This is a genomic window from Curtobacterium sp. AG1037 (assembly GCF_003349855.1).
GTDB lineage: Bacteria > Actinomycetota > Actinomycetes > Actinomycetales > Microbacteriaceae > Curtobacterium > Curtobacterium citreum.
The window spans coordinates 81,267-98,286 of the sequence record NZ_QQAO01000002.1 but is presented as its reverse complement, the minus strand read 5'-3'; the positions used below and the strand labels follow the sequence as shown (position 1 = coordinate 98,286).

The 17,020-nt window shown below is 74.6% G+C and carries 15 protein-coding genes; 7 read left to right on the top strand and 8 right to left on the bottom strand.

The window, feature by feature from the left end:
* Window positions 1–200 precede the first annotated feature (200 nt).
* A complete protein-coding gene (locus DEU32_RS02925) occupies window positions 201–1,175 on the top strand; it encodes an Abi family protein (RefSeq protein WP_167509949.1) in 975 nt (324 codons plus the stop codon).
* Here the strand turns inward: DEU32_RS02925 and DEU32_RS02920 are convergent.
* Window positions 1,161–2,129, bottom strand: a complete 969-nt coding sequence (locus tag DEU32_RS02920; protein ID WP_114849533.1) for a YafY family protein — start codon at window positions 2,127–2,129, stop codon at window positions 1,161–1,163. The genes DEU32_RS02925 and DEU32_RS02920 overlap by 15 nt on opposite strands.
* Window positions 2,130–2,191: 62 nt before the next feature.
* On the opposite strand from DEU32_RS02920, the gene DEU32_RS02915 reads away from it, so the two are divergent.
* Window positions 2,192–2,611, top strand: coding sequence for a VOC family protein (locus tag DEU32_RS02915; RefSeq protein ID WP_114849295.1), 420 nt, complete (start codon window positions 2,192–2,194; stop codon window positions 2,609–2,611).
* A 146-nt stretch (window positions 2,612–2,757) separates the two neighbouring features.
* Here DEU32_RS02915 and DEU32_RS02910 read toward each other — a convergent pair whose 3' ends face one another.
* Complete coding sequence (locus DEU32_RS02910; RefSeq protein ID WP_147281399.1) at window positions 2,758–3,576, bottom strand: putative RNA methyltransferase; 819 nt, start codon at window positions 3,574–3,576, stop codon at window positions 2,758–2,760.
* A gap of 35 nt (window positions 3,577–3,611) precedes the next feature.
* Here DEU32_RS02910 and DEU32_RS02905 point away from each other — a divergent pair, with 35 nt between their 5' ends.
* Window positions 3,612–4,367, top strand: a complete 756-nt coding sequence (locus tag DEU32_RS02905) for an SDR family NAD(P)-dependent oxidoreductase (RefSeq protein ID WP_114849293.1) — start codon at window positions 3,612–3,614, stop codon at window positions 4,365–4,367.
* A 25-nt stretch (window positions 4,368–4,392) separates the two neighbouring features.
* Window positions 4,393–5,004: a CG0192-related protein gene (locus DEU32_RS02900; RefSeq protein WP_114849292.1), complete on the top strand. Its 612-nt coding sequence runs from the start codon at window positions 4,393–4,395 to the stop codon at window positions 5,002–5,004.
* Between the two features lie 6 nt (window positions 5,005–5,010).
* Here DEU32_RS02900 and DEU32_RS17030 read toward each other — a convergent pair whose 3' ends face one another.
* Entirely contained in the window at window positions 5,011–5,160 is a 150-nt protein-coding gene (locus tag DEU32_RS17030) for a hypothetical protein (RefSeq protein WP_181819178.1), read from the bottom strand.
* 164 nt (window positions 5,161–5,324) lie between these two features.
* Here DEU32_RS17030 and DEU32_RS02895 point away from each other — a divergent pair, with 164 nt between their 5' ends.
* From DEU32_RS02895 to DEU32_RS02885, 3 genes are all read left to right on the top strand, one after another.
* Entirely contained in the window at window positions 5,325–5,999 is a 675-nt protein-coding gene (locus tag DEU32_RS02895) for a 4-phosphopantetheinyl transferase (RefSeq protein ID WP_114849291.1), read from the top strand.
* Between the two features lie 46 nt (window positions 6,000–6,045).
* Complete coding sequence (locus DEU32_RS02890) at window positions 6,046–9,462, top strand: thioester reductase domain-containing protein (RefSeq protein WP_114849290.1); 3,417 nt, start codon at window positions 6,046–6,048, stop codon at window positions 9,460–9,462.
* Window positions 9,463–9,611: 149 nt separating this feature from the next.
* Window positions 9,612–10,538 (top strand): aldo/keto reductase family oxidoreductase, encoded by a 927-nt coding sequence (locus DEU32_RS02885; protein ID WP_114849289.1) that lies wholly within the window; start codon window positions 9,612–9,614, stop codon window positions 10,536–10,538.
* Between the two features lie 131 nt (window positions 10,539–10,669).
* Here DEU32_RS02885 and DEU32_RS02880 read toward each other — a convergent pair whose 3' ends face one another.
* From DEU32_RS02880 to DEU32_RS02860, 5 genes are read right to left on the bottom strand one after another with little or no spacing between them, the layout of a single operon-like run.
* Entirely contained in the window at window positions 10,670–10,873 is a 204-nt protein-coding gene (locus DEU32_RS02880; protein WP_141859439.1) for a hypothetical protein, read from the bottom strand.
* A 55-nt stretch (window positions 10,874–10,928) separates the two neighbouring features.
* Window positions 10,929–11,159, bottom strand: a complete 231-nt coding sequence (locus DEU32_RS02875) for a hypothetical protein (RefSeq protein ID WP_147281398.1) — start codon at window positions 11,157–11,159, stop codon at window positions 10,929–10,931.
* 34 nt (window positions 11,160–11,193) lie between these two features.
* On the bottom strand, window positions 11,194–14,358 hold the full coding sequence (locus DEU32_RS02870) for a GH92 family glycosyl hydrolase (protein WP_258554760.1): 3,165 nt from the start codon (window positions 14,356–14,358) through the stop codon (window positions 11,194–11,196).
* Between the two features lie 52 nt (window positions 14,359–14,410).
* Entirely contained in the window at window positions 14,411–16,042 is a 1,632-nt protein-coding gene (locus DEU32_RS02865) for a serine/threonine-protein kinase (RefSeq protein WP_114849286.1), read from the bottom strand.
* Window positions 16,043–16,052: 10 nt separating this feature from the next.
* Complete coding sequence (locus DEU32_RS02860) at window positions 16,053–16,943, bottom strand: phosphatase PAP2 family protein (RefSeq protein ID WP_114849285.1); 891 nt, start codon at window positions 16,941–16,943, stop codon at window positions 16,053–16,055.
* Window positions 16,944–17,020: the final 77 nt, after the last annotated feature.

Sequence of the window (17,020 nt, the reverse complement as noted above, 5' to 3'; positions counted from 1 at the left end):
CTAACGGGATCCTGACGGCCTGCTGACGGACGCATGCGCCGCCCTAACGCCCGTCGCGGCGCGAGCCGCGGTGGTTCCCCCCGTTGCCGAGGTGGAGCCGCGCTGATACCGTTGCAGCATCATGATCGGCCCGCTCGCCTCACGGCTCGGGCCGATTTTCTCGTACCGGGGGAGACGAGCTGCCGTACACGAAGCCGTGGTTGTCGATCGACGACCAGATCGCGACCCTGCGCGGACGCGGGCTCTCGATCGCTGACCCGGACCGCGCGGCGGCCGTCCTCGCCGAGGTCGGCTACTACCGACTGACGGGCTACCTCTACCCGTTCCGCGTGTCCCGCAGTGTGACCGACGAACACGGACGCGCGGCGACACTCGTCGAGGAGCGGTTCCGTCCGACGGCGGCTTTCGACGACGCGTGTGCGCTGATCGTCTTCGACCGCGCCCTGCGTCTGCTCGTGCTCGAGGCGGTGGAGCGGGTGGAGGTCGCGGTCCGCACCCGGCTGGCGCACGTCCTCGGCCGGGTCGCACCGTTCGCGCACGAAGACCGGTCGGTCTTCAGCACGGCCTTCACCGCACCACGTCCGGGCACTGACCCGCGCAGCGAACACCAGCGGTGGCTGGAACGGCTCGACGAACGATGCGCGCGGTCGGACGAGTCGTTCGTCGCGCACTTCCGCGAGCGGTACGACGGCCACATGCCGATCTGGGTCGTCGTGGAGCTGCTCGAACTGGGGCAGGTGTGCCGCCTGTACAGCGGTCTCCGGAACGACCTCGCCACCGAGGTCGCGGCGGCGTTCTCGGTGCCGACCAAGCAACTGATGCGGAGCTGGCTCGCGTCCGTGAACTACGTCCGGAACGTCGCGGCGCACCACGCCCGGCTGTTCAACCGCAAGCTCGTCGCCGCACCGAAACGACCGAATGCGACGCAGGTCCCCACACTCGCGCACCTCGGATCCGGAGCCGCACCCAAGCGGTTCGGGGTCTACGAGGTCCTCGCGGTGCTCGCGCACCTGCTCGAGTCCGTCCCGTCCGACGGTGACTGGCAGCGGCGCACCGCGGCGCTGCTGGCTGACTTCCCGCAGATCGACGGCATCGACGTCCGGTCGACCGGTGCCGACCCGGCCTGGCTCAGCGAACCGCTTTGGAACGGCCCTCGGCGATCAGGGACGAACTGACGGGGGTCGATCGCCGACGGCCTCCTGCAGCCGACCCGCGAGCGCGGCGACCGCGTCGCGGAGCGCGTCCGGCCCCTCGACCTGGAAGGGCACGGTGGACGCGGCGAACGCACCCGCGAGTCCGTCCCAGGACCACGACCCGCGGGTGACCCGGCTGCGGCCGTCACCGAGCGCCTCGACGACGGCGTCCTCCGGCAGGAACGGGGCGATCCGCGCCGCGTCCTCGGCGCGCACCAGCACGGAACCCGTGCACGGCCAGACGTCGTCGCGGTCCGAGCCCCGGAACCGCGCCGACACGAACGCGGCGGCGTCCCCGCCCGGCACCGGACGCGGGGTGAACGGGAGTCGGGTCGGCATCCGCGGCGCGATCCGGTCGACGCGGTAGGTCCGCCAGTCGTCGCGCTCGGGCTCCCACGCGAGCAGGTACCAGCGGCCACTCCGCGCGACGACCGCGTGCGGCTCGACCCGGTGCAGGGTGTCGCGCTCGCCGTAGCCGAAGCGCAGGACCTCGTGGCGGTGCACGGCGGCGCTCACGGCGACCAGCACCTCCGGGTCCGCACGCGTCGTGCCGGGTGCGGTGACGGCGTCGACGAGGTCCACACGGTTCCGGAGGTGCTCCGGCATGACCTGTCGGACGGTGGTGAGCGCACGGGCGGCGGCCTCGGCGATGTCGGCGCCGGACGCGGGCGCCACGGCGAGGGCGAGGGCGACCGCGACGGCCTGCTCGTCGTCGAAGAGCAGCGGCGGCAGGTCGGACCCGGCGCCCAGGCGGTACCCGCCCGCCGGCCCGCGCACGGCCTCGACCCGGTAGCCGAGGTCGCGGAGCCGGTCGACGTCGCGGCGCAGGGTCCGCGGGCTGACGGCCAGTCGGGTCGCGAGTTCGTCGCCCGGCCACTCGCGGTGCACCTGCAGCAGGGAGAGCAGCGCGAGCATGCGCGAGGACGGATCGGCCATGTCCACGATCATGCCCCGAGAAGCGGTCACGATCTGACCGCAATGCCCGACATCCTCGTCCCATGAGCATCGAGATCACGACCCACATCAACTTCGACGGACAGGCCCTCGAGGCCCTCGACTTCTGGGCGGCTGCCTTCGGCGGCACCGTGCAGGCGACCACCTACGGCCAGATGGGCGCGTCGCAGGACCCGGCCTGGGCCGACCGGATCGTCTTCGGACAGGTCACCACCGAGGCCGGCTTCCGCATCATGGCGTTCGACGTCTGGCCGGACCAGCCGTACGACCAGGGCACGAACGGCTTCTACGTCTTCGTGCACGGCGACGACGCGGACGAGGTCACCCGGTACTGGGACGGGCTGTCCGAGGGCGCCGAGGTGCGGCAGCCGCTCGGGCCGTCGCCGTGGGCGCCGCTCGCCGGTCAGCTGCGCGACCGCTTCGGGGTCGTGTGGCAGCTGGACGTGGCGGCGCTGCAGGGCTGAGGCACGGCGCGGGTGCGTCGGCGCTGCCGCGTCAGCGCTGCCGCGTCAGCCTCGTCGATGGAGCAGGAGACGTCGGGTCCGTCCCGGGCGACCCGACGTCTTCTGCTCCACGAACGCACGGGCACCGCACCAGACGCGCGGCGCCCTCAGCCCACCGGCGTCCAGGTACTCACCGTCACCGCCGCCGTGACGGTCGCCGACCCGAAGGTCCGCTCCGGGTCCACGTGGTGGTGACTCGGCCCCATGTGCACCACGTCGTGCACGTCCTCCGCGGTCAGCTCCATCGTCCACGTCAGGTCGTCCGAGCTCCGCAGCACGAACGACGGCGTCAGCGAGTCGTGCAGCCGCCGCTCCTTCTCCGGGTCCACCGCGATCGTCGCCTCGGCGAGCTCCGCCAGGTGGCCGGTCCGCGGGGTCACCACCGCCAGGGCCCCCGCCGGGTGCACCACCCGCGCGTACTCCCGCTGGTTGCGTGGCGCGAAGACGTCCAGCACGACCGCGGCCACGTCGTCGACGGCCGGGAGGCGCTCGGTCACGTCCCCGACGACGGCTCCCGCCCGCGGGTGGATGCGCGCGGCACGACGGATCGCCACGGCGGACAGGTCCAGCGCGACGCCGAGGCGGTCGACCGCGGCCCCGGTCTCGAGGGTGTGGGCCAGGTACGTGCCGGGCCCGGACCCGACGTCGAGCACGACTCCGGGCGCCGTCGTCTCGGCGACCACCGCGGCGAGCGCCCGCTCCACCGGGGCGTAGTGCCCGCGGCCGAGGAAGCGCAGCCGGGCGTCGACCATCGCGGGCGTGTCCGCGGTCAGTGCGCGGCGCTTCGCGGGCAGCAGCGTCAGGTGGCCCTGCTTCGCCTCGTCGTACCGGTGTCCGGTCGTGCACCCCACCGAGCCGTCGGCGACGCGGGCGAGCGGCTCGGCGCAGACGGGGCAGGCGAGCACGGGGAGCAGGTCGTCGCGCACCCCCACAGCGTACGCAGCCTCGCTACCCTGGCCCGATGTCGCTCGAGCAGCTCTTCGGTCTGGACGGACGTCGCACCCTGGTGACCGGCGGGAGCTCCGGCATCGGGCGGGCGATCGCGGAGGCACTGGCGGACGCCGGGGCGCACGTGGTGGTCGCAGCCCGGACACGCTCCACCATCGACGAGACCGTCGCCGCGATCGAGCACGCGGGCGGATCCGCCACGGGTCTCGTCGCGGACCTGTCGACCCGGGGCGGCGCCCACGCCCTGGCCGATGCCGTCGGTGAGGTCGACGTCCTGGTCAACTCGGCGGGGATCAACCTGCGCCCGCCGATGCCGGAGCTCGACGAGGCCACCTGGGACGCGACGATGGCCGTGAACCTGGATGCACCGTTCGTCCTCGGGCAGCGGCTCGCGCCGGGCATGGCGGCACGCGGGTACGGCCGGATCATCGGCATCAGCTCGCAGCAGGCCCACCGACCGTTCGCCGCGAGCGGCGCGTACGGGGTCTCCAAGGCCGCCCTGGAGGCGCTGGTCCGGTCGCAGGCGGAGGCCTGGTCGGGCCGTGGGGTCACCGCCAACGTCCTGGTGCCGGGTTTCGTGCAGACCGCGCTGAACCGACGGCTCTCCGCCGATCCGGAACGGGTCGCCGCGCTCGCGGCCCGCACGCTCGTCGGCCGGAACGGCGAGGCCTCGGACTTCGCGGCCGCGGCGGTCTTCCTCGCCGGGCCCGGGTCCGCCTACGTCACGGGACAGTCGATCGCCGTCGACGGCGGGTTCTCGGTGCACTGAGGCGACGGCTCGGTAGCGTCGGTCCATGGCCGTCATCCACCGCGCGACACTCCGACCGTCCAAGGCCGAGGCCCTCGCCGCCTGGCTCCCGGCCCAGCCGTGGAGCGGCCTGACGGCGGGCGATCCCGTCGAGGTCGTGACGCGCTTCCGCTTCGACGACCCCGCGGGCGAGGTCGGCGTCGAGGTGCTCCTCGTGCAGACCCCGGACGGCCGGCTCCTGCACACCCCGCTGACGTACCGCGGAGCGCCGCTCGACGCCGCCCGGGCGCACCTCGTCACCGAGATGGACCACTCCGTGCTCGGTCGCCGCTGGGTGTACGACGCCGCCGGCGACCCGGTCTACGCCGACGTCGTCCGGCGCGCGATCGCGACGGGCGGCCACGAGGCCGAGCTCGAGCGCGCCGACGGCGCCGGACACCTCGACAAGGAGGGGACGGCGCACGGCAGCGGCACGGCAGCGGTCTCGCCCACGGTGACGACGGTCGCCGCGCACACCGACGGCACCGAGACGACGGTGCGGACCGACCACGGCGACCTCGTGGTGCTCCGCGTCGTCGGTCTCCCGGTACCCGAGGGCGAGACCCTGACCGCGGCGTGGGGCGACCGGCACGCGGTCGTCGCGGTGCTGCCCGCCTGACCGAGGTCAGACGAACGGAGGCCACTCCAGCCCGACAGACGCGAGGCTCGCGTCACGGAGTTGTTCGAGCAGGAACCGCTCGAACGGTGAGAGCGCTTCCCACAGGTCGCTGAGGTCGAGGACGAAGGCGCCGAGAAGGACGATCGCATTGCTCACGCACCCGCTATCCGCGGACGGAGGACGTTCTCGTCGTTCGCTCGGAGGCGGGTGCCGCGGTGGCATCGCCGCGTGGCGACGGCGAGGCCATCCCCGCGCTCAGACGGGCCTCAGAGACGTGCCCTGTTCGGGGGACTCCGAGGGAGCCGGCGTCTGATTGCAATGTGCAACTTCGACGGAGGTCCCCCTGGTCGGCGCTCCTGCCCGCCTCGGTGGTCGTCGCGACCGCGACGCATGACCTCGAGGGGGCCCTCGCCGACGACGAGGCGGCCGCGGTCGCAGGAGCACTGCCCGCCCGCCGAGCGGAGTTCCTGACCGGACGGCTGCTCGCCCGCCGCGCCCTGGCGGCGACCGGGATCGGCGCGGGGTCCCTGCCGGTCGCGCGGGACGGCGCGCCCGTCTGGCCCGAGGGGGTCGTCGGCACCATCACGCACTGCACCGGACTCCGCGCGTGCGCCGTCGGACGCCGCGACGAGCACGCCGGCGTCGGCATCGACGCGACCCCGGCGGCACCGCTGCCCACGGGGGTCCTCGCACGCATCGCGGACCTGGACAGCACGCCCGTCACGGCCGGTCTGCGCGCGCTGCGCCGGATCGGGGTTGAGAGTCCGGACAGCGTGCTGCTCGCCGCGTCCGAGGCGGTCGCGAAGGCGCGGACCGCGGCGCACGGCGGCTGGTTCGGCATCGACGGCGCGACCGTCGAGCTGCACCGGGACGGCAGCTTCACCGCGACCGAGCGCCGGGGGCCGGCGTTCACCGCGACGGGGCACTGGGCGGTTGATCGGGGGACGGCACTGGCGGGGGCGGCGCTGGCGGGGGCGGCGCTCCACGAGCGCTGAGACGGGCGCGCAGGGGCGCGCCCGAGGAACGACGAAGGGACGAACGATGGACCAACACCACGACGACACGTCGGTCGAGGCGGTGTTCGCGCAGCACGCGGACCACACCGCACTGCGGCACCGGGACGGCACGACCGTCACCGACACGAGCTTCCGGGAGCTCTGGGACCGCGCCGGATCGGTCGCGGCCGTCCTGGGCGAGACCGTCTCGGCGGGCGACCGGGTCGCGGTGCTCGGCGCCGCGACCGCCGACGTCGTGACGCTCGAGCTCGCGGCCTGGATCCTCGGCGCGGTGACCGTGCCGCTGCAGACCAGCGCGCCGGTGTCGGCGCTCCGGGCGATCGTCGACGAGACCGAGCCGGTGTGGCTCGGCGTCGCGGCCGAGCACCTGCCGACGGCCCGGGCGGTGCTCGCGACGTCGGACGCCGCGGCGCGCACCGTGCTGCTGGACGCCGGCGACGAGGACGGGGACCAAGGCCTGCCCACGCTCGGCGCGCTCGTCGGCCGGGGCACCGACCTGTCCCGCCCGACGCCGTGGCACCCCGCCGCGGGCGAGGACCCGCTCGCGCTCCTGCTCTACACGTCCGGGAGCACCGGCACCCCCAAGGGCGCGATGTACACGCGGGCCATGGTCGAACGGCTGTGGCACGCGCTGCGCCCCGACCGCAGCGACCGCACCGCCCCGGACACCACCGCCGCCCCGGCCGCCGACGTCGTCGGGTACGCCTACCTGCCGATGAGCCACCTCACCGGACGCGCCGCCGTGCTCGCCACGCTCGGCCGCGGCGGGACCCTGGCGCTCGCGACGTCGACCGACCTGTCGACGCTGTTCGAGGACCTCCGGGTGTACGCCCCGACCGAGCTCGTCCTCGTGCCCCGCGTGGCCGAGATGATCCGACAGGAGGGCGAGCGCGAGGAACAGCGCCGCCTGGCCGGGGCAGGGGCGGATGCGGACGCGACCGACCCGGCCGCCGTCCGCGCCGCCGTGCAGGCCGACCTGCGCGTCCGAGCGCTCGGCGGACGGATCCGGCAGGCGATCTGCGCGAGCGCACCCCTGACCCCCGAGCTCCGCGCGTACGTCGAGGACTGCCTCGGGACGACCCTGCACGACCTCTACGGCTCGACCGAGGCCGGCAGCATCCTGCGCGACGGGGTCGTCCAGCAGCCGCCGGTCACCGAGCACAAGCTCGTCGACGTCCCCGAGCTCGGCTACCGGACCACCGACCGACCCCACCCGCGCGGCGAGCTGCTCGTGAAGAGCACGGCCGTGATCCCCGGGTACTTCCGCCGCCCGGACGTCACCGCCGCGGTCTTCGACGAGGACGGCTTCTACCGCACCGGCGACGTGATGGCGCAGACCGGGCCGGACACGTACGCGTACCTCGACCGCCGGAACAACGTGATCAAGCTCTCGCAGGGCGAGTTCGTCGCCGTCGCCGCGCTCGAGGCGACCTACGGCGGCACTCCCGAGGTCCGCCAGGTCGCCCTGCACGGGGACAGCCGGCACGCGTTCCTGCTCGCCGTGGTCGTCCCCACCGACCCGGCGGCGACCGAGCGCGACGTCCTCGCCGCCCTGCAGCGCACCGCGCGGGAGCACGGACTCGCCCCGTACGAGGTGCCCCGCGGCGTGATCGTCGAGCCGGACCCCTTCACGGTCGAGAACGGCATGCTCTCCGACGCCCGGAAGCTCCTGCGCCCGCGCTTCACCGAGCGCTACGGCGAGCGCTTCGCCGCGGTGTACGACGCCGTCGACGCGCAGCAGAGCGGCACCCTCGTCGCGGCCCTCCGCGCGCACGTGGCCGACGAGCCGGTCGTCGACACCGTGGTCCGCGCGGCGCAGGAGTTCCTGCACGCCGAGGTGTCCCCCGAGACCGCCGCGGCCGCACGCTTCTCGGACCTCGGCGGCGACTCGCTCTCCGCCCTGACCTTCTCGGGGATCCTCGAGGACGTGTTCGACGCCGAGGTCCCCGTCGGCGTGATCACCGACCCGACGAACGACCTCGCCGCCGTCGCCGCGTTCGTCGAGCGGTCCGCCGCGGACGACCGACCGACCCTCGCCCGCGTGCACGGCGCCGACCCGACGGTGCTGCGCGCGGCGGACCTGCGCCTCGACCGGCTGCTCGGCACCGTCCCCGAACCGGTCGGGCGGCCCACGGCGAGCCGGGCAGCAGCGGACCCGGCAGCGGACCGGGCAGCTGACGCCGGGACCGACGCGGGGCCCCGCACCGTCCTGCTCACCGGCGGCAACGGCTACCTCGGACGCTTCACGGTCATCGACTGGCTCGAGCGGCTCGCCCCCGTCGGCGGCACCCTGGTCTGCCTGGTGCGCGGTGCCGACGACGCGGACGCCCGACGTCGCCTCGAGGCCGCGTTCGCCGCCGACCCCGCCTTCGTCGCGCGGCTCGGCGAGCTCGACGGCGCGCTCGAGGTGGTCGCCGGTGACGTCAGCGAGCACCTGCTCGGCCTCGACGAGGCCCGGTGGCGGGACCTCGCCGCCCGCGTGGACCTCGTCGCGCACGCCGCGGCCCTCGTGAACCACGTGCTGCCGTACTCCGCGCTGTTCGGCCCGAACGTGGTCGGCACCGCCGAGGTCCTGCGCCTCGCGATCGCCGCCGGGAGCGTCCCGGTCACGTTCGTGTCGAGCGTCGCCGTCGCCGGCGGTGCCCGACCGAGCACCACCGAGGACGTCGCACCCGACGCCCCGGCCGCGCTCGACGAACGGGCGGACATCCGCACGACGATCCCGGAGTGGACGGTCGCGGACGAGTACGCGAACGGCTACGGCGCGAGCAAGTGGGCGAGCGAGGTGCTGCTCCGCGAGGCGCACGAGCACCACGGCGTCCCCGTCGCCGTGTTCCGCTCCGACATGGTCCTGGCGCACCCCCGCTGGCGCGGCCAGGTGAACCTGCCCGACGTGTTCACGCGGCTGGTCTGGAGCGTGCTCGCGACGGGCCTCGCGCCGGCGTCGTTCGTGCAGCCCGCACCGGACGGCTCACGGCAGCGGTCGCACTACGACGGGCTGCCAGCGGACTTCACGGCCGCCGCGATCGACTCGATCGGCGCGGCGGTCACCTCGGGCCACCACACCTACAACGTCGTGAACCCGCACGACGACGGCGTCTCGCTCGACACGTTCGTCGACTGGCTGGTCGAGGACGGGCACGCGGTCGAGCGGATCGCGGACCACGCCGAGTGGGTCACGCGGTTCCGGGAGGCCCTGGCGGCCCTGCCGGACGAGGACCGCGCCCGATCGGTGCTGCCGCTGATGCACGCGTTCGCCGTCCCGGAGGCACCGCACGCCGGCTCCGCGATCCCCGCCGAGGGCTTCGCCGCCGCGGTCCGCCGGGTCCGGCCGCTCGGCTCCCCGACGATCCCGTCGCTCGACCACGCGCTCATCGCGAAGGTCGCGGACGACCTCGCGTTCCTGGAGCTGCTCACGCCGGCGCGCGTCGGCGCGCGCTGACGGGCCGCACCCCCACCGGACGGGAGGCACGGTGCCGGCCCGGCACGCGCCTCCCGTCCGTCGCCTGGTCGCGTCGGACGCGACCGGCCTCGCCGACGGGCACCCGCAGGGCCTGCCTGCGGAGCGGGTCGGCTGGCAGGATCGAGCACGTGAAGACACTGGAGTTGCCACAGACCGACCTCACCGCGTCCGACGTCGTCGTCGGGCTCATGCGGATCAACGACATGAGCGACGAGGACATCCGGTCGCTGTACGCCGCCTCGCGGGACGGGGGCGTCACGATGTTCGACCACGCCGCGATCTACGGCGGCTGGCACGGGTGCGAGGCCCGCTTCGGCGAGGCCGTCACGCTGTCGTCCTCGGAGCGCGAGGCGATCCAGCTGCAGACCAAGGTCGGCATCCGGCAGGGGTACTTCGACTTCTCGTACGAGCACGTCATCGAGTCGGTGCACGAGTCGCTCGAGGCCCTGCGGACGGACTACGTCGACGTCCTGCTGCTGCACCGGCCCGACGCCCTGGTCGAGCCGGAGGAGGTCGCCCGCGCCTTCGACGAGCTGCACGCCGCCGGCAAGGTGCACCACTTCGGCGTCTCGAACCACACGCCCGGTCAGGTCGACCTGCTCCGCCAGCACGTCCGGCAGCCGCTGGCGTTCAACCAGGTGCAGCTGAGCATCACGCACGCGAACGTCATCGCGCAGGGGGTCGCGGCCAACATGGGCGGCCTCGACCAGTCCATCGACCGGGACAACGACATCCTGAACCACGCACGGATGACCGGCGTGACCCTGCAGGCCTGGTCGCCGTTCCAGAAGGGGTTCTTCGACGGCGTGTTCCTGGGCGACCGGGAGCAGTACGCCGAGCTGAACGACGTGCTCGACGAGGTCGCGGCCGCACACGGGGTGACCCCGACGGGCATCGCCGTGGCCTGGATCACCCGACATCCCGCGCACTTCCAGGTGGTGCTCGGCACGACGAACCCGCAGCGCGTCCGGGAGGCCGCTGCCGGGTCGGACGTCGTGCTCTCCCGCGAGGAGTGGTACCGGATCTTCACCGCCGCGGGCCACACCATCCCCTGAGCGCGCCCGGGCGTCGGCGGCGCTCGGCACAACCGGGAGCACGCCGAACCGCGGAATCCCGTGGCGCGGCGTGCTCCCGGTTGTGCGGGAGCACGCCGAACCACCCGGCGGCCGGGGCCCCCGCGCCCGGCTCAGTCCGCGTCGCGGGGCGCGCTCGGCACGGCGACGTCCACGGGTGACACCCGGGTCGGGTCGGCGGACGCACCACCGACCACGTCGAACGAGATCCCGAGCGCGGCCGCCGTCTCGGCGTCGAGCTCCAGCCCGTCCTCGTCCACCTGATCCTCGGGGATCGCGCGACCCTGCGACGGGTCGAACGAGTTCGCAATCGACATGCCGGAGAGCATGCCCGCCGCGCTTGGCAATCCGCGGGGAGCACGCGGTGGGGACTCAGAGGTCGTCGGGGTGCAGCCGCTCACCCGCCTGCGGGCATCGGAACACCGGGCCGCCGCCGGCCTCGTCCTCCTCGTGGTGGTCGACCGGCCCGCGGGTGGGATCGGCCGCGTCCGGACCGACGTCGGCCCCGCGGTCCTCCTCCACCTCGAGTTCGGTCGCGTCCGAACCGTCCACGGGGAGGTCGGCGCCTGGCTGTTCCGGATCGAACGGTGCACTCATCGACATGGTCGCAGCATGCTCCGGGCGGGTGGACGGCGCGTCAACGCTGTCCGTCCGCCGCGACGAGCTCGAGCTGCGTCAGGCGCAGGTCGGTCACCGCGGTGAACCGGAACGACGTGCCGACGCCCTGCAACCGGAACACCCGGGTCTGCCCCGGCCACGCGAACGCGGCGTCCCGCACCGACGCCCGGGCCTCGCCGAGCGACACGTCCCACGAGTACGACCCCGGCTCCGCCACCGTGACGGTGTACAGCGACGCGGGCACCTCCGGCACCGCGAACGCGACCCCGGACCCTGCGGCGAGCGCCGTCACGGTCCGCCCGGTGTCGTCCGCCAACGCGGCAGCAGCCCCGGTCACGCCGCCGGGCAGCAGGTCCCACGGCACGTCCCGGTACCCGTGCACCTCGGACGCGGACAGGGGCCGGGTGTCCGCCGCCCACCCGGCGGGCTCGTCGGACAGCGTGAACACGATCCGCGACGCCCCGACCACGACCGCGTGCGGGATGCTCACGGACGTCCACGGTTCGCCGTCGACCGTCACCGACGCGACGTACGGACCCGACGAGTCACCCGTGACCTCGATCACCGTCGGCGATCCACCCGACGCCCCACCGGCGGGCCGCAGCACCGTCCGCCGGACCGACGGCGGCACGAGCACGTACGCCCCGGTCGACGGCGTGAGCGGGTACAGCCCGATCGTCGCGAGGACGTACCAGGCGCTCATCTCGCCGTTGTCCTCGTCGCCCGGGTACCCCTGCCCGAGGTCCGACCCGACGAACAGCCGCTCCAGGCACTCCCGGACGACGCGGTGCGCCAGGTCGTGGCGCCCGGTGGCCATCGGGAAGAACGGGATGTGGTGCGCCGGCTGGTTCGACAGCCCGAGCATGCCCATCCGGACGTCGCGCGCCTCGGTCATCTCGTGGATCGCGAAGCCGTAGGACCCCGAGTGCACGGTCGCGCCGGTCTCCGGGGTCGCGAAGAACCGGTCGATCGCCGCGTCGAAGCGCTCGGGGCCGCCGTGCAGGTCGACGACGCCCGCCGGGTCGTGGGGTGCGGTGAACGCCGTTCCGTAGGCGTTGGTCTCGGTGTGGTCGTCGCCCCAGTCGCGCGGGTCGAACCCCGTCCCCACCCGCCACGAGCCGTCGGGGTCGCGGCCGACGAAGAACCCGCGCTCGGCGTCGAACACGTTCCGGTACTGCAGCGAGCGGCGCGCGAACCACTCCGCCTCGGCCTCGTACCGGGCCAGGTCGTCCGCGGTCGTCGCCCGCGATGCGAGCAGGCCCGCCATCACCGCGAGACCCCAGTCGTTGATCGCCGCGTCGAGGGTCCAGCTCATGCCCTCGTGCGTCGCCGTGTCGACGTGGCCGCGGAACACGGCCGGGAGGATCCCCTTCCGCCCGACGCGCTCGTCCCGTGCCGGGACGGTCGCGTTCCGCAGCGCGCTCCGGTAGGCGGTCGCCAGGTCGAAGCCGGTGACGCCCTTCACGGCGAGGTCCGCGAAGACCGTGTCGCTCGTGGTGCCGGTCATGCAGTCCTCGGCGCCGGGGGCACTCCACCGCGGCGTCCACCCGCCGTCCCGGAAGTGGCCGACGACCCCCTCGGCGAGCGCACCCGCCCGGTCCGGGGTGAGGAGCGCGAGGAGCGGCCAGGCGGTCCGGTAGGTGTCCCAGAACCCGTTCGTGGTGCTGAGGGTGCCCTCGACGACCTCGGGGCCCGGGGCGTCGCGGATCGGCTCGGCGAGGACGTCGCCGTACGGGGAGCGGTACCGCGGGACGCCGTCTCGTGCGGTCTCCCCCGCGGTGAGCGGGAACAGGAAGAGCCGGTACAGGCCGGAGTACAGCGAGACGAGCTGGTCCGGTGTCGCTCCCTCGACCTCGAGCGTGCCGAGGGCGGCGGTCCAGGCGTCCTCGGCCCGCGCGCACATCGTGTCGACGTCCCCGGCGGCACGGGCGTTCGCGCGGGCGTCCTCGATCGAGACCGTCGAGATGCCGAGCGCCACGTCGGTGTGCCCCGCGGCGGCGCCGTCGACCTGCACCCAGCCGCGGAGCATGCCGTCCCGGACGACCGTGCGGTCCGCGGTGGCTCCGGCGATCCGGACGTGCAGGTGGTGCGGCGGGGTGCCGGGTCGGTCGTCGAGCAGGCACTCCACCACTGCCGTGCCGTCGTCGATCGTCACGGAGACGTCGTCGACGCGGCCGTGGTGGTCGAGGACGACGGCCCGGGTGCCGGTGAACCGGAACCCCAGGGCGAACTCCCCCGCGGTCATCGTCGCGGTGACGCCCTGGTCGAGGGCGACGCGGTAGCGGTGCGGCCCGTCCTGCTCGTCGTCGTGGTCGAAGCCCAGCGCCCGGGCGGTCCGGTCGACGTCCGGCTCGTCGAGCGGGGACGGCATGAGCTGGAACACCCCGCGGTCGGCCATCCACGGCGACGGCAGGTGGCTCGTGGCGAAGCCCTGCAGCGCGGACCGGACGCGGCCGTCCGGCTCCGTCCGGGCGTGCTCCTGGTACGCGTACGGCCAGTGGCTGCTCGACGCGTCGGTCATCGGCAGGCCGAGCACCCCGCCGTGCGGCACCCCGACGACCGGTGCGGTGTTGCCGCGCGAGGACCGCGACGACGACTGGCTGCCGCGGGTCGTGCGGACGTGGTCGATCGGCCGTGCCGGCTCCGGGCGCGCCGGTCCGATCCGGACCGCGTCGAACCAGCCGCGCAGCGCCGGGCGCTCCCCGTCGTCGTCCGCAGCCGGTCCGGCGGCGCCGAGCCGTGCCTCCAGGCGGTCCACGACGGCACCCGCGAACGGCGTGAGGTCGACCGCGCGACGGTTCCACTGGTCGACCCACTGCGTCTTCGCCGCTGCCTGGGCCGCGGGCGTCAGGCCGGCGCCGTACTGGTCGTGGGCGGTGTCGCTCAGCCGTCGGCCGTCGGTCAGGACGACGTCGAGGCCGGCGGCCGTCGCGTCCCAGAAGTGCGCGAGGTCCGCCTCGTCGGGTTCGTCGTGACCGGCCGGCAGGGTGCGCTCGGGGAACCAGACCCACGACAGCTCGTCTCCGGGTGCGATCGTCCGTCCGGCGAAGCCGGGCAGGACCCCCTCGACCGTCGTCTCCCCCGCCGGGCGTTCGAGCAGCCAGGCCTCGGCCGAGTCCCAACCGACCCCGTCCCGGGCCGCCACCGCCGTCGTCGGGCCACCGCTCCGTCGCAGTTCACGCACCCGACGACCCTATTTCCTCCAGGGTGTCGACGAAACCCCTGCGCAGCCGCCGTCAGCCGACGGTCGGCGTGGTCGGCAGGGTCTCGCCGACCGTCGTGTCGGCCGGGTCCTTCTTGTCCTTGCCCTTGCCGTTGTCGTTCCCCGGCCCGCTGTTGCTGCCGGGGCCGGCGTTGCCCTGATCGGTACCGCCCTGCGGGGACTGGACCGGGTTCGAGGCGGGCCCGCCCGGCTGGGGTCCGACGGTCGGGTCGTCCGCCGGCGAGCTCGGCTGCTGCTCGGGCTCGCTCGGCTGCTCCTGGGGCTGGCTCGGCTGCTCTTCCGGCTCGCTGGACTGCTCCTGCGACGGCTCGCTGCTCGGTTCCTCGGCCGGTTCGCTCGACTGCTGGGTCGGCTGGCCGGACTCCGTCGGCGCCGGCGTGCTCGCGCCGCCGCCCAGGGCGACGGCCGCGACGACGATGCCGGCGAGCACCAGGATGCCGATGACCACCGCCGCGATGACCGGCCCGCGACGGCGTCGCCCGTCGTCGTCCGTCCGTCGAGCGGCCCCGCCTGCCGCAGCACCGCCTGCCGCTCCGGCCGCGGCACCGGCCGCACCGGCACCCGCACCGCCCCGCTGCGCACCGAGCATGGTCGTCGCGACGTCGTCCTGCCCCGCTGCGCGACCGGGCTGCCCGAGCACGGCCGTCCGGTCGTACGCCTGCGTGGGCGCGTCCGCACCGGCCGTCGGCATCGCCTGCGTCGCCTGGTCGCCGTGCGCTGCGTCCGGGGCCCCGGCGCCGAGGAAGGCACCGGCGGCACCCGCGGCCGCCCCCGCTGCGCCACCGGCCGCACGGGTCATCGTCCCGGGTCCGGCGGGCAGCAGCTGCGTGGCGGGCGCGGCGTCGTCCCGGCCCAGGGCGCGGAGTCGCTGCGCGGCCTCGGCGGCGCTCGGACGGTCGGCGGGGTCCTGCGCCGTCATCACGTGCAGCAGGGTCCGCCAGGCGGTCGGCAGGTGCTGGTCGATCTCCGGGCCACGGGCGAGCCGCGCGGTCGCCGACTCCACCGCGCTGCCGGGGAACGGCCGCTTCCCGGTCAAGCACTCGAGCAGCACGAGGCCGAGCGCGTAGACGTCCGCCTTGCCGGTGACCTCGTGCCCCGTGACCTGCTCCGGCGAGATGTACGCGGCGGTGCCCATCACGGTGCCGGTGCCGGTCACCCGGGCGGCGTCACGGAGCAGGGCGATCCCGAAGTCGGCGAGCTTCACGTGCTCGCCGTCGCTCTCGAGCAGGACGTTCGCGGGCTTCACGTCGCGGTGCACGATGCCCTGCGCGTGGACCGCCGCGAGCCCGTCGGCGACCTGCGCACCGAGGCGCGCGGTGGTCGCCGGGTCGAGCACGCCCTCGTGCAGACGGGTGGCGAGGTCGCTCCCGGGGACGAGCTCCATCACCAGGTAGGAGTCGCCCTCGTCGTCGTCGAGCGCCGCGTCGTAGAGCGTGACGAGCGCGGGGCTGCGGAGCGCCGCGAGCGTGTGGATCTCGGCCTCGGCGCGGGCGCGCTCCCCGTGGTCGACGGCACCGATGCGGAAGACCTTGACCGCCACCTCGCGGCCGAGCTGCTCGTCCACCGCCCGGTAGACGGAGGCCATGCCACCGTGTCCGAGCGTCCCGGTGACGCGGTACCGACCGCCGAAGACCCGTTCTGCCATGCCCCGGAACCTACCGTGACGACCTGACCGGGGACGACCCGCGGACCGGGTCGGCACCGCGGCGCAGGGCCGTCAGGTACAGCCGGTGGGCGGTGATCACGATCGCCAGCCAGGCCGCTCCGAGGGCCCACGCCGCCAGGACGTCGGTGGTCCAGTGGTGGCCGAGGAAGACCCGCGAGACGCCGATCGACAGCACGAAGAGGGTGCCGACGACGATCGTCCACACCCGGGTCACGGTGCGGGTCTGGCGCAGGATGAGCAGGTACACGATCGTGCCGACGACCACGGTGGCGTTGAGCGTGTGACCGGACGGGAACGAGGGCGAGTGCTCGTACGGCGGCACCGCGTCGGCGAGCGGCGGACGGGCCCGGCCGATCAGGTCCTTGCCCGCGATGGTCATGAGGAGCGATCCGCCGCTCGCCGCGACGAGCAGCACGAGCGGCGTCCAGGCGCGCCGCTGGACCGTGAAGCCGACCAGGAACAGCACGGCGACGATCGGCATCCCGACCGTGCCGGCGATGTCGGTCCACCACGTGACGAGCCGGTCGGCCGTCGGGGAGCGCATCGTGAGCATCCAGTCGAGCACCGGACGGTCGAGCACGGCGACGTCGTCGTGCTCGCGGACGGCGTCGTAGACCTCGGACGCCGCCCAGGTCGCCGTGACCGCGATCCCGATGCCGACCAGGAGCGTCAGGACCAGGAGCGGCAGCGCCCCGTACCGTCGGCCGAGCGCCGCCCAGGCCTCGGCGACGGCGTGCCCGGCGCGGGACCGCCACGAGGTCAGGTCGACGTCACCGACGTGCCGGTCCCGCGGGGCGGCGGCGCGCTCGGCGTCGACGACACGACGCGCGACGGCGTCGGCGGTGCCCTCCGGCTCCTCGTGGTCTCGCTGCTGCTGCATCGACCCACCCTGCCCGCCCGCACCTGCGAGCGCACGGCCGCGGGTGGCGCCGGCCGCGCGCGGCCGTCCCGGGCGCG